The sequence below is a fragment of the Kitasatospora sp. NPDC085464 genome, from assembly GCF_044541955.1.
Classification (GTDB): domain Bacteria; phylum Actinomycetota; class Actinomycetes; order Streptomycetales; family Streptomycetaceae; genus Kitasatospora.
This window is the reverse complement of sequence record NZ_JBITTM010000047.1, coordinates 37,180-56,021: the sequence shown is the minus strand read 5'-3', so window position 1 is coordinate 56,021 and position 18,842 is coordinate 37,180. Positions and strand designations below refer to the sequence as shown.

The 18,842-nt window shown below is 75.2% G+C and carries 15 protein-coding genes; 3 read left to right on the top strand and 12 right to left on the bottom strand.

Annotation, left to right across the window (positions count from 1 at the left end; all coding sequences use genetic code 11):
• Positions 1–38 precede the first annotated feature (38 nt).
• The 6 genes from ACIGG8_RS33515 to eccB form a co-directional block, all read right to left on the bottom strand.
• Entirely contained in the window at positions 39–1,274 is a 1,236-nt protein-coding gene (locus ACIGG8_RS33515; protein ID WP_396552422.1) for a hypothetical protein, read from the bottom strand.
• A 71-nt stretch (positions 1,275–1,345) separates the two neighbouring features.
• Positions 1,346–1,888 carry a SigE family RNA polymerase sigma factor gene (locus ACIGG8_RS33510; protein WP_396552421.1) on the bottom strand — a complete coding sequence of 181 codons (543 nt, stop codon included), beginning with the start codon at positions 1,886–1,888 and terminating at the stop codon, positions 1,346–1,348.
• A 102-nt stretch (positions 1,889–1,990) separates the two neighbouring features.
• Positions 1,991–3,292 (bottom strand): S8 family serine peptidase, encoded by a 1,302-nt coding sequence (locus tag ACIGG8_RS33505; protein WP_396552420.1) that lies wholly within the window; start codon positions 3,290–3,292, stop codon positions 1,991–1,993.
• Between the two features lie 83 nt (positions 3,293–3,375).
• A complete protein-coding gene (locus tag ACIGG8_RS33500; RefSeq protein ID WP_396552419.1) occupies positions 3,376–3,669 on the bottom strand; it encodes a WXG100 family type VII secretion target in 294 nt (97 codons plus the stop codon).
• Between the two features lie 102 nt (positions 3,670–3,771).
• Positions 3,772–4,056 carry a WXG100 family type VII secretion target gene (locus ACIGG8_RS33495; protein WP_396552418.1) on the bottom strand — a complete coding sequence of 95 codons (285 nt, stop codon included), beginning with the start codon at positions 4,054–4,056 and terminating at the stop codon, positions 3,772–3,774.
• Positions 4,057–4,260: 204 nt separating this feature from the next.
• Positions 4,261–5,961, bottom strand: a complete 1,701-nt coding sequence (gene eccB, locus ACIGG8_RS33490; protein WP_396552417.1) for a type VII secretion protein EccB — start codon at positions 5,959–5,961, stop codon at positions 4,261–4,263.
• Between the two features lie 221 nt (positions 5,962–6,182).
• On the opposite strand from eccB, the gene eccE reads away from it, so the two are divergent.
• From eccE to ACIGG8_RS33475, 3 genes are all read left to right on the top strand, one after another.
• Positions 6,183–7,553: a type VII secretion protein EccE gene (gene eccE, locus ACIGG8_RS33485; RefSeq protein WP_396552416.1), complete on the top strand. Its 1,371-nt coding sequence runs from the start codon at positions 6,183–6,185 to the stop codon at positions 7,551–7,553.
• A complete protein-coding gene (locus ACIGG8_RS33480; RefSeq protein WP_350525455.1) occupies positions 7,553–8,320 on the top strand; it encodes a hypothetical protein in 768 nt (255 codons plus the stop codon). The genes eccE and ACIGG8_RS33480 overlap by 1 nt, the downstream gene beginning before the upstream one ends.
• Positions 8,321–8,451: 131 nt before the next feature.
• Entirely contained in the window at positions 8,452–10,749 is a 2,298-nt protein-coding gene (locus tag ACIGG8_RS33475) for a MinD/ParA family protein (protein WP_396552415.1), read from the top strand.
• A gap of 87 nt (positions 10,750–10,836) precedes the next feature.
• Here ACIGG8_RS33475 and ACIGG8_RS33470 read toward each other — a convergent pair whose 3' ends face one another.
• From ACIGG8_RS33470 to ACIGG8_RS33445, 6 genes are all read right to left on the bottom strand, one after another.
• On the bottom strand, positions 10,837–11,781 hold the full coding sequence (locus ACIGG8_RS33470) for a bifunctional riboflavin kinase/FAD synthetase (RefSeq protein ID WP_396552414.1): 945 nt from the start codon (positions 11,779–11,781) through the stop codon (positions 10,837–10,839).
• 66 nt (positions 11,782–11,847) lie between these two features.
• Complete coding sequence (locus ACIGG8_RS33465; RefSeq protein WP_396552413.1) at positions 11,848–15,486, bottom strand: serine protease; 3,639 nt, start codon at positions 15,484–15,486, stop codon at positions 11,848–11,850.
• 254 nt (positions 15,487–15,740) lie between these two features.
• Positions 15,741–16,670, bottom strand: a complete 930-nt coding sequence (gene truB, locus ACIGG8_RS33460) for a tRNA pseudouridine(55) synthase TruB (protein WP_396552412.1) — start codon at positions 16,668–16,670, stop codon at positions 15,741–15,743.
• 42 nt (positions 16,671–16,712) lie between these two features.
• Positions 16,713–17,816, bottom strand: a complete 1,104-nt coding sequence (locus ACIGG8_RS33455) for a bifunctional oligoribonuclease/PAP phosphatase NrnA (RefSeq protein WP_396552411.1) — start codon at positions 17,814–17,816, stop codon at positions 16,713–16,715.
• A 2-nt stretch (positions 17,817–17,818) separates the two neighbouring features.
• Positions 17,819–18,259, bottom strand: coding sequence for a 30S ribosome-binding factor RbfA (gene rbfA, locus ACIGG8_RS33450; protein WP_350525461.1), 441 nt, complete (start codon positions 18,257–18,259; stop codon positions 17,819–17,821).
• Positions 18,260–18,412: 153 nt separating this feature from the next.
• The gene (locus tag ACIGG8_RS33445) at positions 18,413–18,709 is read right to left on the bottom strand and encodes a DUF503 domain-containing protein (RefSeq protein WP_030311386.1); all 297 of its coding nucleotides are present in this window, start codon (positions 18,707–18,709) and stop codon (positions 18,413–18,415) included.
• Positions 18,710–18,842 lie beyond the last annotated feature (133 nt).

The window sequence follows — 18,842 nt, the reverse complement described above, 5'->3', positions numbered from 1 at the left end:
GCCTCCCCCAAGCCCGGGGCACCGCCGCGTTCGCACCGCTACTTCCCGGCCTTCCAGGCCGGGCTGAGGGCGATCGCCCGCAGCTGCTCCTCGGTGAGCAGCGGCTTGCCGCTCGGGCCCTGGGCGGCCGTGACCGCGATGCCGTTCGGGTGCAGGGCGTTCACGGTGAGCGGCATCTTGTCGGCGCCGTCCGGGCCGCCCCGGGTGAGCACCTTGTTCCCGTCGGGCAGGGTGAGCGCGTCCTTGTAGGCCTGCTCGTCCGCGGACTTCGCGCGGTTCTCCACCCGCAGCACCACCGAGCCGGTGGTCTGGCCCTGGGCCAGCTGGAAGGTGGCCGCCAGCGGACTGCCGCTGCGACCGGTCACGGTCACCCCCGGCGGCAGCAGCCGGGTCAGGGTGGCCTCCCGCTCCTCCAGCGACAGGCCCGGGTCGAGCGCCGTGACGTCGACGCCGTCGAACCCGACCGACGCGACGACCCGGTCCCAGGACTTGTCGGTGACGATCGCCTTCAGCTGGTCGAGGGTGAGCGGCGGCTCGGGGCGGCTGTCCGGCGCACCCTTCTCCGCGGCCGCGTTCCACTCGCTCAGACTGATCTCCCGGCCGTCCGGACCGGTCAGCAGGGCGTGCCACTCCTTGGTGGTGGCCCGCTTGTCCGGGTACTCGTACCCCTGCAGGAGCTGGAGCCGGGAGCCGTCGGGCAGGGTCGTCCCGGTGCAGGAGTCGAGCTGGGCGAGCTTCAGGTCCGCCGGGCAGCTGTTCGGCTGCCCCTGGCCGGGGCGGTGCTTCTGGATGCCGATCTGGATCAGCGACTTGCCCCGGCCGTCGTCGAAGACCACGTCCGCGGCGGCGAAGGTGCCCTTCGTCTGCTCGTCGTCGGTGCCGCGTCCCTTGCCCTGGGTGGTCTCGCCCTTGGGCAGCAGGGCCCGGAGGGTCGCCAGCACCTCGTCGCCGGTGACCACGTTCGGGGCGGAGGGCTGCGCCGTCGTCGGCGTGGCCACGGGGGTGCCGCTGCCGGCGGTGAAGGTCCGGACGGGGGACGCGGCCACGGTGCCCGCGTCCTTCGCCGGGTGGCCGACCAGGTACACCGCGCCGGTGCCCACCAGGGCCAGCGCGGCCGCGCCGCCGACCAGGGCGGCGGTCGAGCGGCGCCGCCAGCGGCGGCGGCCGCGCTGGTAGCCGCCCGCGACCAGGCCGCCCTGCTCGGCGCGGAAGCCCTCACCCGTACGAGTGATGGCATAGAGAAGATCGTCCTCGAACTTGTCCGGTTCGGACATGGCTGTTTCACCGTCTCCTTGGGTCACGGGTCACGGGTTGCGGGAAGTGCCGGTCGGGGCCGGGGCCGGTCTCAGCGGACGGCGAGCTCGGCCAACGAGTCGCCGAGCAGGGCACGCAGCCGGGCCAGCGCACGGGTGGTGCGGGTCCGGACGGCGCCGGAGGACACCCGCATCACCTCGGCGGTCTCCTCGACGCTGCGGTCCTCCCAGTAGCGCAGCACCAGGACGGCGCGGTCCTTGGGCGGCATCCGGCCGAGCGCGTCCAGGAGGGTCAGCCGCAGGCTGCTGTCGGCGTCCTGCCCCGGCGAGTCCGGCAGGGCGTCGGTGGGCCGCTCACCGCTGGAGCGGCGTCGCTGCTGGGCGAGGAAGGTGCGCACCATGACGGTGTGGGTGTACGCCGCCGGGTTGGCGATCCGCTCCCGGCCGCCGGTGAAGGCGCTGCGCCGCCAGAGCACGTACATCCGCCCGAGGGCCTCCTGGACGAGGTCCTCGGCGTAGTGGGTGTCACCGCTGGTGAGCAGGCAGGCCGAGCGGTACAGGTGGTTGGTGCGACCGGCGACGAGTTCCAGGAACTCCGCGTCCTTGGCCTCCCGGCCGGTCCTGATCCACCCCATGTCCGCCGCCCCCCGCGGTCCGTCCTCCCCGACACTTCATCGATGCGGTGGGAGGGCGGCGGTGTTACACGCGTGGCGGAGGAACTTTCCGGGACGTCCGGATCAGTCGGCGGACTTGCGCCGGTGGTCGCGCAGCACCACGCCGCCGCCGACCAGCAGGGCCACCAGCAGCGCGCCGACGCCGAGGACGTACGTCGCGGTGCGGCCGTCGCGGTCGGCCTGGGTCTCGCCGAGGCCGACCGGCCGCGGCACGATCGGCACGGAGGCGAGCTGCACCGGGGCGTCCGGGGTGGCGGCCATCGGCGCGACGTCGGGAGCCTTGGTGACGGCCTTGACCGGGTCCACCACGCCCCAGCCGACGAAGACGTCCGGGTCGCGCTGGGTGCGCTGGGCGGTCTGCTCGATCCAGGCCCGCACCTGGGCCGGCTTCCAGTCCGGGTGGGCGCCGACCAGCAGCGCGGCCAGCCCGGAGACGTAGGGGGCGGCGAAGCTGGTGCCGTTGTCCACGCACTGGCCGCTGCCGGGCACGGTGGACAGCATGTCGACGCCCGGCGCGGCCACCTTCACGAAGGAGCCGTACTGGGAGAACGGTGCGCGCTCGTTGTTGCGGTCGGAGGCGCCGACGGACAGCACGGTCGGGAAGGCACCCGGATAGGTGTCCCCCTCCTTGCCGTCGTTGCCGGAGGAGGCGACCACCACGACCTTGCTCGACTCGGCGAACTCGACCGCGGCCTTCAGCTCCTGGTAGCCGCCGAAGCGCGCGTCACCGGCGCCGCGCACGTCCTGCGAGATGTTGATGACCTTGGCGCCCTTGGCGACGGCCTCCCTGATCGCCTGGACCAGGGTGGCGACGTCGCCGTTGCCGTCGCTGTCGTTCTGCCGGATCGACAGGATCTGGGCGTCGGGGGCCAGCCCGACGAAGCCGGTCTTGTCGCTCCTGCGGGCCGCGATGATGCCGGCCACCTTGGTGCCGTGACCGACCGGGTCCTCGTACGAGTGGCCGGGGATCGGCTCCTTCGTGTCCCGGTTGACCAGCAGGTTGGAGCCCTCCTGGACCTTGTCGACCAGCGTCGGGGGGTTCTTGTCGACGTTCGGGTCGGTGGCCACGACCTGGCCCGCCAACTGCTGGTTGACCCGGTCGACCCCGGTGTCGATGACCGCGACCTTCACGCCCTTGCCCGTGGTCCGCCCGCCCTGCCACAGCTCGTCCAGCAGCATCCGCTGGAGCGACCACGGCACGGTCTGCACGTCGGGCGCGTTCTTCGGGCAGTCACCCGCGGCGGCCAGGCCGGTCCCGCCGTCGGCGTACGCCGGAGCGGCGAGCGGGCCGCCCAGCACCGCGAGCGCGGCCAGTGCCGCGGCCGCCTTCCGGTACCCGCGTCCGGCCACCCTGCCACCCCTCATGTCGTCCACCCGTGCCGCGCGCCGAGGGGCGGGTGCCCGGAACCCGGGTACCCGCCCCTGTCGTTCCCGATGGGAACCCGTGATCAGTTGTGCCAGAGGCTGGCGTTCTTGTCCTCGGTGGTGCGGTAGCTCTGCGCCGCGCTCTCCAGCGAGGCCGCGATCTGGTTGCAGGTCGTGTGCAGGTCGTTGGCGGCCGAGTCCCACTTGTCCTGCTGGATCTTGTAGCCCTCCTGGGCCTTGCCCTGCCAGCTCTGGGCGATGCGGGTGACGTCCTTCTTCAGGTCGCTCAGCATCTGCTCGATGCGGCCGGCCGAGGCCTTGACCTCTTCGGCGGCGTTGTGAACGGTCTGGAAGTTGACGAGAATGTGGTCGGACACGTTGTCTCCCTTGACGAGGGTGCGGAGCGTCCCGCGGTCAGTCGCGGACACCCCGCCGAGCGGCGGTTCGGAACAGACCGGTGATCAGCGCGGGTGCGCCGATCAGCCCTGGGTGTTGGAGAACATCGCCTTCTGCTCTTCCTCGGTGGTCGCGTACTGCTTGGTGGTCGCCTCGATCGCGTGCTTGATCGCGGTCAGCGACTCCTTGAGCTTCCCGATGTCCTCGTTGACCCTGTTCTGCAGGTTCGTGTAGGCCGTCGCCGCCTGGCCCTGCCAGCCGACGGTGATGCCCGAAACCGTGCTGATCAGCTTGGCGCGCTCGCCCTCGATCTGGCCGATGGCCTGCTCGATCTTATTGGCGAAAGCCAGCATTTCCTGAGCAGTCATCGTGAACTGACCCTGAGCCATGCTCCACCGTCCCCCATGAGACAACAATTGCGTGTGCGGAGGGCCCCGGAGGACCCGACCGCCGCATCACAGGCGTGATGCCCAGCAGCACTGTAGTCGGCACACGCAGCTCGCCCAACACTGAGCACGGAGTAGTTACCAGACCATGACACTGCGGCCAATTCCGTTGCCGCGCTTGGCCGGTCAGGCGTTCTGCGGCTGCGCGGCGCTCTTCGCGGTGAGCGGCGGGCCCGCCGGCACCAGGTCCGACCACTCGTGCGGCACCGGCAGCGGCTGGAGGCCCTGGTAGCCCAACCGCGCCTGGTTGCCGCCGGTTTCGTCCTGCGGCGGCCCCGACTGCTGGCCCTGCTGCTGGTCCGGCGCCCCCGGGTTCGGGGTGCTCGCCGGCGGGGTCGGCGGCTTCGCCGCACCGCTCTGACCGGGCTGCGCGCCCGGCGTCGGGGTCGCACCGCGGCCGCCGTCGCCGTTCGCCGGAACGGCGTAACGCAGCCCGGTCTCGGTGATCAGGAAGTCGGTGCCGGAGCCGGCGGTGGTGTTGTTCAGCGCGCGGTAGAACAGGCCGTGACCCGGGGTCACGTACGCGGCGCCGGCGCCGTTGTTGTACGGCGCGGGGTACGAAGTCCCGGCCCAGACGCTGCGCTTGGGCGCCTTCCCGTCCTCGGCGACACCGTCGAAGGTGCTGCACACCACCAGCCGGGCGTCCTGGCGGTCCTGCCAGTTGTTCACCGGCGCACCGGACTTCAGCGGCCAGTCGGCCGCCGTGCCCGGCAGCGGGGTCTCGCTGCCCGACACGGACTGGTCGGCCGGGGTCATCTCGTCGCTGCGCGGCTTCTTGTCCTGGTCGTACTTGTAGAGCATCTGGAACGCCGGGTTCTGCCGGATCAGGTCCGCCTGGAACTGGGTGACCAGGAAGAGCCGGTCCTTGCCGACCACGTAGTTGCGGTCCTGGTAGTGCACCAGCCGGCCGATCCGGCGGTCGGCGGCGTTCCCCAGCTGCACGGTGGAGTTGGCGTTCTGGCTGTCCGCCGCCCCCTCGACCTGCGGGAAGGTGATCGGAGTCCCGGTGACCAGGGTCTCCAGCCAGTCCCGCTTCACCCGCTGCGGCACCGCGTTGGGCCCGAAGACCGCGGTGATCAGCGACTTGCGCTCCTTGTCGTCCGACTGCGGGGAACCGATCTCGTGCTTGCGGCCCTGCGCGTCGACCAGGAAGACCTTCGGGCCCGTGGCGGCCTGCTGACCCGGCGCCGGCGCGGCGGAGACCTGCTGCTCGTCGGCCTGCTGCACCAGCATCAGCTGGTCCTGGCCGAGCTTCCGGTCCTTGGCCGCGAGCGCCGCCGCGTCCGCGCCCGCCGCCACGAACACCGCCTGGTTGACGGTCTCCTGCTTCTCGTCCGAGCCCGGGCGGTCGCACACCGTCCACTTCATCGACTGGCTCGCGTTGTCCTTGCTCGGCAACTTGTCCGGCGCGTACGGGATGCCGATGGTCGGACCGTGGTTCGGGTAGCGGTCGAGCACCCCGTCGTCGACCACCACGACCTTGGCCTCGGCGGGCAGCACCAGCCGCGCCGAGGACATGTTGAGCACCTGGTGCAGCCGCTTGGTCTTGCCGTCCGGGTCGGTCAGCACCACGTACCGGGTGGTCGACTGCTTGCCCTGGATGATGTTCTTGCCGTCGTCCCACTTCAGCGGGGCACTGGGCTTGAACACCCCCCAGACCCCGAACCCGGCCACGGCCACCGCGCCGACCAGGATGCTCGGGAGCACCGCCTTCACCGGACGCGGCGCGTCCTCGTCGCTCCCGCCGCCGGAGGGCAGCAGGAAGGCCCCCACCGTCCGCTTGCGCGCGAAGGTGTAGGCGTTGAGCTCGTCCCGGCGCGATGCCATCCTCGTCGTCCCCCTAGTCAGACGTTGTCGGACGTGTCAGACCGACCTGCCCCGTGGTCCACCCGCCGGGCGCGAACCGGCGCGAACCCTCTACGATGCGGCAGCAGACGGTGAGTACGGTACGGGTACGGTCCGCGAACCAGCCAGCCGGGCCGCGACAACGGATCAGAGAGGGCCACCGGGGGATGCCAAGCCAGACCGCTCCAGGACGCCGCCGCAGCGTGGGCGGCGGGAGGTCGCGCCGGTCCGGCCGGGCGCAGCAAGGCGGCCCGGCCGCCGAGCCGGGGCCCGTCCGACCCCAGCCGGACGCGGGTGGCGGCGGCGCCGTCCAGGTCCGCGTCAACCCCCGACCCGGGCTGCTCGGCGGGCGGCTGAAACTCCAACAGCTCGTCCTGGTCGAGGTCGCGGTGGCCCTGGTCGCGATCGGCTGGACCATCAGCCGCCCGGTCGCGGCCGGCTTCGGCGCGGTCGCGCTGGTACTGCTCGTCCTCGCCGCCGTCCCGGTGCGCGGCCGGACCGTCCCCGAGCTGCTGCGGGTCCGATCCGCCCTCAAGTCCCGCCGCAAGCAGGCCCGTACGCTGCTGCCGCCGGCCGGCACCGACCCGGCCCTGGCGCCGGCGCTGGAGCTCGAACCGGGGCTGCGCACCTGCACCCACGCCACCGAGGCCGAGTTCGGCGGCCGCCCGGTGCGCCGCGAGACCGGCATGGTCGGCGACGGCACCTTCCTCAGCTCGGTGCTGCTCGTCCAGGCGAAGGACCAGCCGCTGCGCCCGGTGCGCACCGCCCTGCCGCTGCCGCTGGACGTGATCTGCTCGGCGCTCACGGTGGACGACATCACCCTGGAGTCCGTGCAGCTGGTCCAGCACACCCAGCCCGCCCCGGCCCCGCACCTGCCCGAGCAGTCGCTGGCGGCCCGCGCCTACCGCGAGCTGCCGGACGGCACCTCCACCCCCGGGCTGCGGCTGACCTGGGTCGCCCTCAAGCTCGACCCGGAGCGCGCGGCGACCGCCGTCCGCGCCCGCGGCGGCGGCGAGGAGGGCGCCCGCAAGGCGCTGCAGCGGGTGACCGACCAGCTGGCCGGACGGCTCAACAGCGCCGGGTTCAACGCGACCGTGCTGGACGAGCGCGAGCTGATCGCCGCCCTGTCCATCTCCGCCTGCGCCAACCCGATCGCGACGGCCGGCCGCCAGGGCACCGGCAGCGGCGGCGGCGGCACCCGCCGCACCCAGGAGGGCAACCGGTTCTGGCGGATCGACGACCGCTGGCACACCACCTACTGGATCTCCCGCTGGCCGCAGCTGAGCCGCCCCGGCGGCTCGCCCGGCCGGATCGCCGCGCCGGACCTGGTCAACCTGATCACCGGCACCCCGGCCCTGGCCAGCACCTTCAGCCTGACCGCCGGACACGGCACCGGCGGCTCGGTGACCGTCAGCGGACACCTGCGGGTGACCGGGCGCAGCGAGAGCGAGGTCGGCCAGGCCGGCCGCCAGGTGGAGACCCGGGCGCAGAGCGCGGGCCTCGGCCTCGTCCGCCTCGACCTGGAGCAGGCCCCCGGCATGCTCGCCACCCTGCCGCTGGGAGGAGCGTCCTGATGGCGTACCAGACCTATCCCGCCCTCGGCCCGCAGCCCGGCGCCGAGCAGCGCCGGACCCGGCCGCGGATCCTGCCCGGCTTCGGGCTGCGCGGCCCGCGCCGGGAGAAGCACGTGCTCGAACCCGCCGACCTCGCCGCGCTGGCCTTCCCGGTCGGCGACGACGGCGTGGTCATCGGCGTCGACCCGCAGGGGCTGCCCGCGGTGCTCGGCCTCTTCCGCCCCAGTGCGTACGACCTGGTGCTGGTCGGCGGCATGTGGACGGCGCAGGTCATCGCCCTGCGCGCGGCCGCGATCGGCGCCCGGGTCGTGGTGGAGACCGCCCGCGGGCAGCTGTGGGGACCGCTGGCGCAGGCCGCCGGCGGCGGACAGCCGTGCGTGACGGTCCACCAGGTCGGCCGGCTCGGGCCGCAGGGCGCCTCGGTGGCCTCACCCGTCCTGGTGGTGCGTGACCTCGGCGCCCGTCCGCCGCGCAGCCGGCTCTCCGCCGCGCCCTGGCAGACCACCCTGACGCTGCTGCCGTACCTGGGGCCGAACGCCTCCCGGGTGCTCAACGCCGCCGACCTGGTCGGTGTGCAGCGGATCTCCCCTCAGGAGGCGGAACTGACCGGCCGGGTGCTGTCGCTCCCGCCGGAGGACGTGGCCACGCTGCCCACCCTCGGCGACGACCTCACCCTGTGGGCGACCCGGATGCGTCGCCAGTACGTACGGGCCGTGGCGGGGCAGGCGGAACAGCAGGTGCTCGGCGGCCCGCGCCGGATGGACTGAGCGGTGGCTCGCCGCACCCGGCGGGCCGCCGCGGAACCGAAGCCGCCTTCAGCAGGGGTTGCCGTACGGCCTAGTCTTTGATGCGGCAACGGCACCGCTGAACAAGCGGCGGCGAACACGAGGGAGCCAGAGTGAGCAGCGATCGGGACGGCGTCTACGTCGGCGACAACGCGGCAGAGGACGACGACGACTGGTCGGACGCGCCTGACTACACTCCCCCGTCCTGGTACGTGCAGACGGACGCCCCGGCGGTTCCGGTGAGCCCGTCCGCCGGGCCGGCCGACGCGCCCGCGCAGGTGCCCGCGCCCGCGCCCGCGCCCGCCGCGGAGGCGGCGCACCCGGCTGCCCCGGTGGCGGCGCAGGCGCAGGCTCCGGTGCAGGCGCAGGCTCCGGTCCCGCACCAGGCGCCGGCCCCGACGGCCGCGCCGGTTCCGGCCCCGGTCCCGACTCCGGTGGCCGAGGTCGCGCCGACCGCCGTGCCGGCCCCTGCCCCGGCACCCGTCCCGGCCACGGCGCCGGCCCCCGCACCCGTCGCGCCGGTGCCCCCGGTGCCGCCCGTGCAGGCCGAGGCCCAGCACGTCCCGTTCCCGACGGCCACCCCGTCGGCCTCCGCCGCCCCGCAGCAGCCGCAGGCCGCCGCCCCGGCCTGGCCGGCCGCGGAGGCCCCGGCACAGCAGCCCGCGCCCCAGCCGTACCCGGCGGCCCCGGCACCCACCGCGACCGCGCAGCCGGGGCAGCCCGTCCCGCCGCAGTCCTACGCGCAGCCGCCCGCCCAGCCGCTCCCGCCGCAGAGCCCGCAGGGCTTGCAGGGCCCGCAGCACCCCCAGGAGCAGCCGGCCGCCTGGGACCCGCAGGCCGCGTGGGCGGCCCAGCAGGCGGCGGCCCAGGCCCAGCAGGCCCCCGTCGCCCAGCAGCAGCCCGCTCCGGCCCCGCAGGCCGGCCCGCTGGACCCGCGCCAGGGCGGCTGGCCGCAGCCCGCCGCGTACCAGCAGCCCGGCCAGCCCCTGCCGGGCCAGCCCCAGCCCGGCCAGCCGCTCCCCGGCCAGCCGCTCCCGGGCCAGCCCGTCCAGCCGCAGCAGACGCAGCAGCCGGGCCCCGCGCAGCCGTGGCAGCAGCAGCCGCAGGCGCAGCAGCCCGCCGCCTTCCAGCAGGCCGCCGCCCCGCAGCAGACCGCGCACGGCGCGCCGCTCGGCTACACGGCCGCCGTCGAGCTGTCCTCGGACCGGCTGCTGCGCAGCCAGCCCAAGCAGCAGCGCCAGCAGCCGCGGTTCCAGTTCGGCGGCAAGGCCGCGGCGGCCGAGAAGGCCCGCAGGCTGGAGATCATCCGTACGCCGGTGCTGAGCTGCTACCGGATCGCCGTGATCAGCCTCAAGGGCGGGGTCGGCAAGACGACGACCACCACCGCGCTCGGCGCGACCCTGGCCAGCGAGCGCCAGGACAAGGTGATCGCGATCGACGCCAACCCGGACGCGGGCACCCTGGGCCGCCGGGTCAAGCGCCAGACCGGCGCGACCATCCGCGACCTGGTCACGGCCATCCCGCATCTGCGCAGCTACATGGACATCCGTCAGTTCACCTCGCAGGACCTGAACTCGGGCCTGGAGATCCTGGCGAACGACGTCGACCCGGCGGTCTCCACCACGTTCAACGACTCGGACTACCGCCAGGTCATCGACGTGCTGGGCCGCCAGTACCCGATCATCCTGACCGACTCCGGCACCGGCCTGCTCTACAGCGCGATGCGCGGGGTGCTGGACCTGGCCGACCAGCTGATCATCGTCTCCACCCCCAGCGTGGACGGCGCCTCCAGCGCCTCGACCACCCTGGACTGGCTGTCCGCGCACGGCTACGCGGACCTGGTCCAGCGCAGCATCACGGTGGTCTCCGGGGTGCGCGAGACCAGCAAGATGATCAAGGTCGAGGACATCGTCGCGCACTTCCAGACCCGCTGCCGAGGCGTGGTCGTGGTGCCGTTCGACGAGAGCCTGGCGGCCGGCGCCGAGGTCAACCTCGACATGATGCGGCCCAAGGTCCGCGAGGCGTACTTCGAACTGGCCACCCTGGTCGGCGAGGACATCGCCCGGGCCCAGCAGGCCGCCGCCCAGCAGTCCGCCTGGCAGCAGCCGCAGGCCCCGCAGCCGCAGCCCTACCAGGGCCAGGCCGCGCAGGCCCCGCAGCCCGCCCCCGGCGCGCCCTGGGGGCCACAGCAGGGCACGCCACGGCCGGGTTACGACTACGACTGCTACCAGGTCGGCCAGGGCCAGCCTCCGGCACCCGCACCGGACGGCTACCAGCCTCCGCCGCCGCCGCCCGGCTACGGCTACCCGCCCGGCCAGGGCCAGCCCCCCGCGCCCGCGCCGCCGGCCGCACCGGAGGGCTACCAGCCGCCGCCCGGCTACGGCTACCCGCCGCAGGCACCGCGGCAGTGACGGAACGGGAAGGGCCCGCCGGCACCAGGTCGGCGGGCCCTTCCGGCGTCCCCGGGGCTCGGAACCCCGTCGACGCCGCTAGCGCGCTCAGGCGCCGTCGGTCAGCTCGCGGGCACGCTTGACGTCGTCGGCCATCCGGTCCAGCAGCGCCTCGATGGAGTCGAACTTCTCCATCCCGCGCAGGTAGACCAGGAAGTCCACCGCGACGTGCAGCCCGTACAGGTCCAGGCCGACCCGGTCGATGGCGTAGGCCTCGACGGTGCGGGCGGTGCCGTCGAAGGTCGGGTTGGTGCCGACCGAGATCGCGGCCGGCATCCTCTCGCCGTCGGCGGTCAGCCAGCCCGCGTACACGCCGTCCGCCGGGACAGCGCTGTGCGGGACGGTCTCGACGTTGGCGGTCGGGAAGCCCAGCTCGCGGCCGCGCTGCGCGCCGCGCACCACCTCGCCCTCGACCCGGTGCGGGCGGCCCAGCACCTCGTTGGCGCCCGCCATGTCCCCGGCCTCGACCAGCCGGCGGGTCAGGCTGGAGGAGAACGGCTCGCCGTCCCCGGCCGTGCCGCACACCTGCAGGTCGACCACCTCGACCTCGAAGTCGTCCGCCCGGCCCAGCTCCGTGAGCAACGCCACGTCCCCCGCGGCCCGGTGCCCGAAGCGGAAGTTGGGTCCCTCGATGACGACCCGCGCGTGCAGCGCGTCCACCAGGACCTGCCGGACGAAGGTCTCCGGGGACTCCTTCGAGAACTCGGTGGTGAACGGCAGCACCAGCACCGCGTCCACGCCGAGCTCCGCGATCAGCTCGGCCCGACGCGGGTGCGGGGCGAGCAGCGGCGGGTGGCTGCCCGGGCGGATCACCTCGCGCGGGTGCGGGTCGAAGGTCACCACGACCGAGGGGAGGCCGAGTTCGCGGGCACGCTCGACCGCCTGCCCGATGATCAGCTGATGCCCGCGGTGCACCCCGTCGAACGAGCCGATGGTGACGACGCTGCGTCCCCAGTCACCGGGGATCTCCTCCAGGCCACGCCAGCGCTGCACCCGAACCGCTCCTTGTTCCGTACGGCGCGTACCCTCTGTACGCTCAAACGCTCAAAACCCGAACCCCTATAGCGTGCCATGCGCCTGCCCCGGCTCAGGCACCGGAATACGGGTTGAGCGCACCGGCGGCCGTACGGCCCGGTCCGGCGCCGTGCGTTCCGCCTCCGCGGCGGCGTACTGCGGGTCCCGGCCGGCCGCCGTCAGGGCCCGCATCCGGGCCAGCCGAGGGCCCTCCGGCGCGGCCGGGGCGGCGTCGCTCGGCCACCGGACGAGCAGCCGGGCGAAGGCCGCGGAGTGCCCGGCGCAGCGCACCAGCAGCCCGTCGGCGTCCGCCAGCGCGGTCGTCGTCCGGGCCAGCACCGCGCGGGCCCGGGCCGGCTTCTCGGCCGCGCAGTGCTCGGCCAGCCGCTCCACGACGGCGGTCAGCACCGCCGGGTCGGTCTCGGTGGCGAGCAGGGTGTCCAGCAGTTCGCAGCGCAGCGCGTCCGCCGCCGGGTCGGCCACCGGGACGGACAGCACCTCGGCGAACGGCCGCCGCACCGCCGCCGCACCGGCGGCCAGCGCGGCGCCGAGCAGCACCCGCAGCTCCAGCCGGTCGGCCGGGCCGGCGCCGGACGCGCGCGCCAGCCGGCGGCCGAGGTAGTCGACGGCGACCGGACCGGCCAGTCCCGGGTGCGCGGCCAGCAGCCGGGCGGCCAGTTCGGTACCCCGCCGCACGGCCACCGGCGCCGAGGCGTCGGCCAGCACCCGCAGCGTCTCGGCGGCGGCCGGGTCGGGCGCGGCCAGCCGGTCGGCGAGCGCGGCCAGGACGGGCCCCGGGTCGCTCTCCAGGGCCGGGGCGAGCGCGCTCGGGGTGAGGAAGGCGTCGCCGCCCGCCCGGTGCAGCGCGAGCGCGGCTGGCAGGTACTCGGCCCGGGTCGCCGGGTCGCCGACCAGCAGCGCCAGCGCCGCGCCGTGCAGGCCGGGCTCGTCCTCGCGGGCGAGCAGGGTCAGCGCGGCGAAACGCAGCAGGTCCGCCGCGGCACCGGTCGCGTACGGGGCGGTCCGCAATGCGTGCGCGGCCGCGGCGACGTGCCGCTCGGGCCGCGGGTCGTGGCTCCAGCGGTCCACCGCGCGGCAGAGCGCGGACGGCTCCTCGGCGGCGAGCACGGTGAGCAGCGCGTCCGCCCTCGGGTGCGCGGCGTCGGCCAGCGCGTCGACCAACTCGTCCAGGGCGAACCACCGGTGGGTGTACAGCAGGTCGTGCGCGAGGTCGGCGACGCCGGGGCACCCGTGGGCGCCCGGGCGGCCCGGCAGCCCGCGCGGGTCCTCGAACCAGGCGCAGAGCAGGGGGAACACCGTGACAGGGTCGCTCCGCAGCCGCCCGGCCACCGCGGCGAGGTAGCGCCGGCCGGGGCCGTCGGCGACCACCAGCCTTCGCAACAGGTCGAGTTCGGCCTCGACCGGCAAGCCGAGGCCGGCCCAGAACGCCGGGCCGAAGGAGCCGAGCCCGGCGGCCGGGAGCACCGCCGCCCCGCCTGCCGCGCCACCCGCCGCAGCGGCCCGCTCGGCGATCCGGCCGGCCAACTGGTCGAGCAGCGCCCGGTGTTCGACCGGTTCGGGGCTGGCGGCCAGGCCGGCGGTGAGCAGCCGGGCCGCCCACCAGGCGGGGTCGCTGCCGGGCGGGCGCAGGTCCAGTGCGCGCCAGATCCGGTGCAGCCACGGGTCCAGCGCGGGGGCTCCCCAGGTCTCGCCCACCCGGCGCAGCGCGGCGGCGACCGGGCCGATCCGGTGCCGCGGGACGGAGTTCGCCCCGGCGGCCCGGCCGCGCTCCGCCGGCGCCCCGGCGGGCGACGGGGGCGTGTCCGCGGCCTCGCCGAGCAGCAGCCGCAGCGCCGCGTCCAGGTCCAGGTGCAGGCCCTGCAGCCAGTCGGCGAACTCCCCGTGCGCGAACCGGAATCCAGGCCCGGCGGGAACGAACAGGCCCTCGGCGAGCACCGCCGTGGCCCAGCCGCCGTCGACCGGGAACAGCTCCTCGAAGCCGGCCCGGTCCAGGCCGCCGGGCTCGCTGCCGAGCATCCGCCGGGCCGCCTCGTGCACCCGGCCCGCCACGGCCGCCGCCAGTCGGCGCACCCGCCCGTGGCGCGGTCCCTGCGGCCGGGCCGCACTCCGGCGGTGCGCGCCGGGGCGGCGCGGCCGGCCGCCATCGGCCAGCCGCTGGGCCACCCGCAGGCAGCGCAGGTCCAGGAAGGCGCCGAACAGCTCGCCCCGGCGCACCGGCCCGTCGCGCAGCCCCTCGGCCCACAGCTCCCCGGCCAGCCGGACGGCCAGCGGGTGCCGGGCGTCCTCGGCGGCGGCCGGGCGGCCGGGCGGCAGCCCGTACCGGCGGCGCACCCGCTCGGCGGCCTCGACCGGCAGCGGACCGAGCCGCTGCCCGGCCAGGCTCGGCGCGCCCGGGCCGCCGCCGTCCATCCGGACGGTGGGGGCGCTGCTGAGGTCCCCGTCCGGGAGCGGCTCCCCGGCGCGCTCCGCGCCCGCCGTGCCGCTGCCCCAGGTCTCGGCCGCCAGCCGCTCCCAGAGCTCCTCGCCGCAGGCTGTCACCAGCCGTGCCCCGCAGCCCGTCAGCCACTGCCCGGCGCCGCGCAGCCAGCGGGCGTCCAGCCGCGCCGGGGCCTCCTCCGGGCCGTCCAGCACGACCAGCAGCGGCCGTCCGGCCGCCGCGCACAGCGCCGCGACCGGCTCGGGCGCCGGTGCCGGGATCTCCAGCCCGGCCGCCGCCGCGGCCAGCGCCCGCTCCACCGGTTCGGCCAGCGAGCGGTCCTCGGCACGCAGGTCGGCGCCGCGCAGCCAGAGGGTGGGCAGCGGACGGGCGGCGCCGGAACGGCGGGCGGCCAGCGCGGCCAGTTCGGTGGAGCGCCCGCTGCCGGGGGCGCCGACCAGCGCGGTCACGGTCGCGGCCGGCTCGTCCCCGGTCAGGCCGTCCGGCCGGTCCACCCGGTCGGCGGCCAGTGCGGCCACCCGGCCCGGTCCGGCCCCGGCGCCGGCCAGTTGGGCCGCAGCCAGCCTCAGCACCCCGGCCAGGTTGAGCGCCGGGCCGTACGCGGGCACGGCCGCCGCATTGCGCGCCAGCAGCCCGGCCAGCGCCTCGGCGACCTCCACCGCCCCGCCCGCGACCGCCACCGCCGGCAGCGCCCCGCCGTGCTGCGGGCCCCGGACGGCGGGCGCGGCCAGCGCGACCACCGCCCCGCTGCGGGCGTCCAGCACCGGCGAGCCGGCCGGCACGGTGACGCCGCCGACCACCGGCACGTCCAGCAGCAGCACCCCGCCCAGCCGGTGCCCGCCGTACCCCGCGCCGGTGACCCCGAGCAGCCCGCAGCGCAGCACGACCGCCCGGCCGTCGTCGCCCGCCAGCGCCGGCAGCAGCACCTCGTGCCCGCCCCCGACGGCGGCCGCCGGCAGCGGGGGCACCGGCAGCCCGCCGACCGCGTCGGTGCGCAGCAGCGCGAGCCCGTGCTCGGGCAGCGGCAGGACGGCGTCCGGGCCGAGCACCCGGGTCTGCCCGCCGGGGGTGTGCAGGACGACGCGGTCCAGCCCGGCCACGCTCTCGTGCGCGGTGAGCACCCCGCCCTGCGGGTCGGCGACGAACCCTAAGCCGTGCAGCCGCCCGTTGAGGTCGCGGATCCGCAGCAGGTACCGCCCCGGATCGCCCTCCGGAAACCCCGACATGAATGCCCCTTCGACCGTCGCTCGCTCACCGCCGGGAGCCTGCCCGCCGGGGCGGCGCGCCGACCGCGCCCACGCCGCTCACCACGGGCGTTCACCTCGTGCGCTCCCTCGTGCGGGTGATCCGGTCCGACCGGAGGGTCCCCCGGAACGGGAAATCCCCGCCGGGAGTCCCGGCGGGGATGTCGCGCAGTACTGGAGCTGCGGGCGGCGGCGGGGCCGCGGGCGACGGTGGGGCCGCGGGCGGCGGTGGGCCGTCAGCCGACGAAGACCGCGACCGGCTTCGCCTGCCCGCCCTTCTCCTCGACCAGGGCGAGGAAGCGCCCGTCCGGGCCGAACACCGCGATCGGCCCGTCCACGCCCAGCCCGGGCGCCTTGAGCCGCGCGCCGTGCGACAGCTTCTGCGCCGAGGCCTCGTCCAGGTCCCAGCGCGGGAAGGCGGCCGCCGCGGCCTCCGCGATCGGCAGCACCTCCAGGCCCGTGGCGGAGTCGCCGGTGACCGCCTCCTCCAGCTGTTCCAGGGTGCGCGCCGACTCCACCCCGTACGGCCCGACCTTGGTGCGCCGCAGCGCGGTCAGGTGCCCGCCGACGCCCAGCCCGGCGCCGAGATCCCGGGCCAGCGCCCGGATGTAGGTGCCGGAGGAGCACTCGACGGTCACGTCCAGGTCGATCACCGGCGTGCCGTCCTCGGCGACCGCCGCGCGCTGGTCGTGCACGGTGAAGGAGTGGATCGTGGTCGGCCGGGCCGCGAGCTCGAAGTCCTCGCCCTCGCGCACCCGGGCGTACGAGCGCTTGCCGTCGATCTTGATCGCGCTGACCTTCGACGGCACCTGCATGATCTCGCCGGTGAGCGCCGCGATCCCGGCGTCGATCGCCTCCCGGGTGACGGCGTCGGCCGGGGTCGAGGCGGTGACCTCGCCCTCCCGGTCGTCGGTGACGGTGGTCTGGCCGAGCCGGACGGTCGCCTCGTACGTCTTGGCGGTGAGCATCAGGTGGCCGAGCAGCCGGGTGGCCCGCTCGACGCCGATCACCAGCACGCCGGTGGCCATCGGGTCCAAGGTGCCCGCGTGCCCGACCTTCCGGGTCCCGGCCAGCCACCGCAGCTTGGCGACGACCCCGTGGGAGGTGATGCCCTCGGGCTTGTCGACGATCACCAGGCCGTCCGGGCCGGTGCCTTTGCGCTTCATCGAGTTCTTTCTCTGAAAACTTCGGAATACGTCAGCAGGTGGTCAACGTACCGGGCGCAGTGCGCACCGGAACCGCTCGACCACGGCGGCCACGTCCTCCCGGACGCTGAATCCGGCCGCGTAGACGTGCCCCCCGCCGCCCAGTTCGGCACAGGCCGCGGCGACGTCCACCGCGCCCTTGGAGCGCGAGGAGCCGCGCAGCGTGCCGTCCGGGTCCTGCTTGAGCACCAGCGCCACCTCGGCCTCGGCCGGGCGGCGCACGATGTCGATCAGCCCCTCGATCTCCTCGACCGTGACGCTGAACAGCGCCAGGTCCTGGTACGGCACCCAGGTCCACACCAGGCCGAGGCCGTCGGCCGCGTCCGGCTCGTAGACGGCCCGGTCGAGCGCGCCCGCGAGCACCTTGAGGTACCCGAAGGAGGAGGTGTCCCACAGCTGCCGGGAGATCAGGTCGTGCCGGATGCCGGTGGCCAGCAGCCGCCCGGCGAGTTCGTGGGTGGCGGGCGTGGTCGCCCGGTACTTGAACGAGCCGGTGTCGGTGGCGACGCCGGTGTAGAGGCAGGCGGCCAGGTCCCGGTCGAGCTCGACGCCGAGCCGGCGCAGCAGTTCGTCGACCAGGACGGCGGTGGCCGGCGCGGTCGGGTCGATCAGCTGGTGGGTGCCGAAGCCCGGGTTGGAGGCGTGGTGGTCGAACACCACCAGGACGGGCGCGGCGAAGGCCTTGTCGTGCAGCAGGCCGAGCCGGCTCTCCGCGGCCACGTCGAAGCACAGCACCAGCTCGGGCACGTCCGGCACCTCGGCGGCCGGCACGATCAGCTCCTGGCCGGGCAGGAAGGCCAGCGACTCGGGCACGACCTGCGGGTCGTCGCCGAAGGAGACCCGCACCTGCTTGCCGAGCGCGCGCAGCGCCAGCGCCGCCGCCAGCGAGGAGCCGAGCGCGTCGCCGTCCGGGCAGATGTGGCAGATCAGGTCGATCGAGCGGGCCCGCCCGATCTCCGCCACCACCTGCTGCCAGACCAGCTCGAACCCGCTCTCCTCGGCGCGCGGCCCCGGGAGCGCCGCGAGGGCACCCTCCACCGTGATGGTGGAGGGCGCCCCCGTGGTCGATCCGGTTCGCGAGGCGGCCTTCGCCGGCTCACCCGCCATGACTACTCGTCCTCGTCGTCACGCTCGGACGCCGGGACCCGGTACGGGTCCGCGTCGCCGGCGTAGGTCGCCCCGGCGGCCTGGGTGCGCACCTCGGCGTCGGAGTGCCGGGCGCGGTCGAGCAGGTCGTCGATGTTCCGGGCGTTGTCCGGCAGCGCGTCCGCGACGAAGGTCAGCGTCGGGGTGAAGCGCACCCCGATCTTGCCGACCTCGGAGCGGATGACGCCCTTGGCGCTCTCCAGCGCGGCCGCGGTGGCCTGGCGCTCGGTCTCGTCACCGAAGACGGTGTAGAAGACGGTGGCCTCGCGCAGGTCGCCGGTCACCCGCGTGTCGGTGATGGTCACGAACCCCAGCCGGGGGTCCTTGATCCGCCGCTCCAGGGTCTGGGCGACGACCACCTGGATGCGGTCGGCGAGCTTGCGCGCCCTTGCGGTGTCGGTCACGTTGCCTCCTCGTGCAGTGGGCCCGGTACCCGGGCGAGCTGCGCACCCGTCGGGGCCCAAGCCCCAAAGTACCGGCCCGCGCCCGGCCTTGCGGGCGCTCTCGGTCCTGATCTGTGTGAGAACGGCGACTTCCGCCGACCGGCTCCACAGCTCTCATTCGTCGTCGTCGTTGTGGTACCTCCTCCTCGCGGAGAGGAGTTGCACCTCGGGGCGGCCGGCGACCAACCGCTCACAGCTGTCCAGGACCTCGGTGACGTACCCGGCTTCGCCGGCCACCACCGCGAGGCCGATCTCGGCCCGGCGGTGCAGATCCTGGTTCCCGGTCTCGGCAGCGCACACGCTGTACTTGCGCTGCAGTTCGGCCACGATGGGCCGCACGATCGAACGCTTCTCCTTGAGCGAGTGGACGTCGCCCAGCAGCAGGTCGAAGGTGAGTGTTCCCACGAACATGTGTGACAGGTCTCGCCGACCTGGAAGGCCTCGGGGGGCAGCCCGGAACGGGCTGACGCCGCTACGTCTGAACTACCCCGGACCCTACACAGCGAGACCGGGGCCGGTCGACGGAAATACCACCCGTCGACCG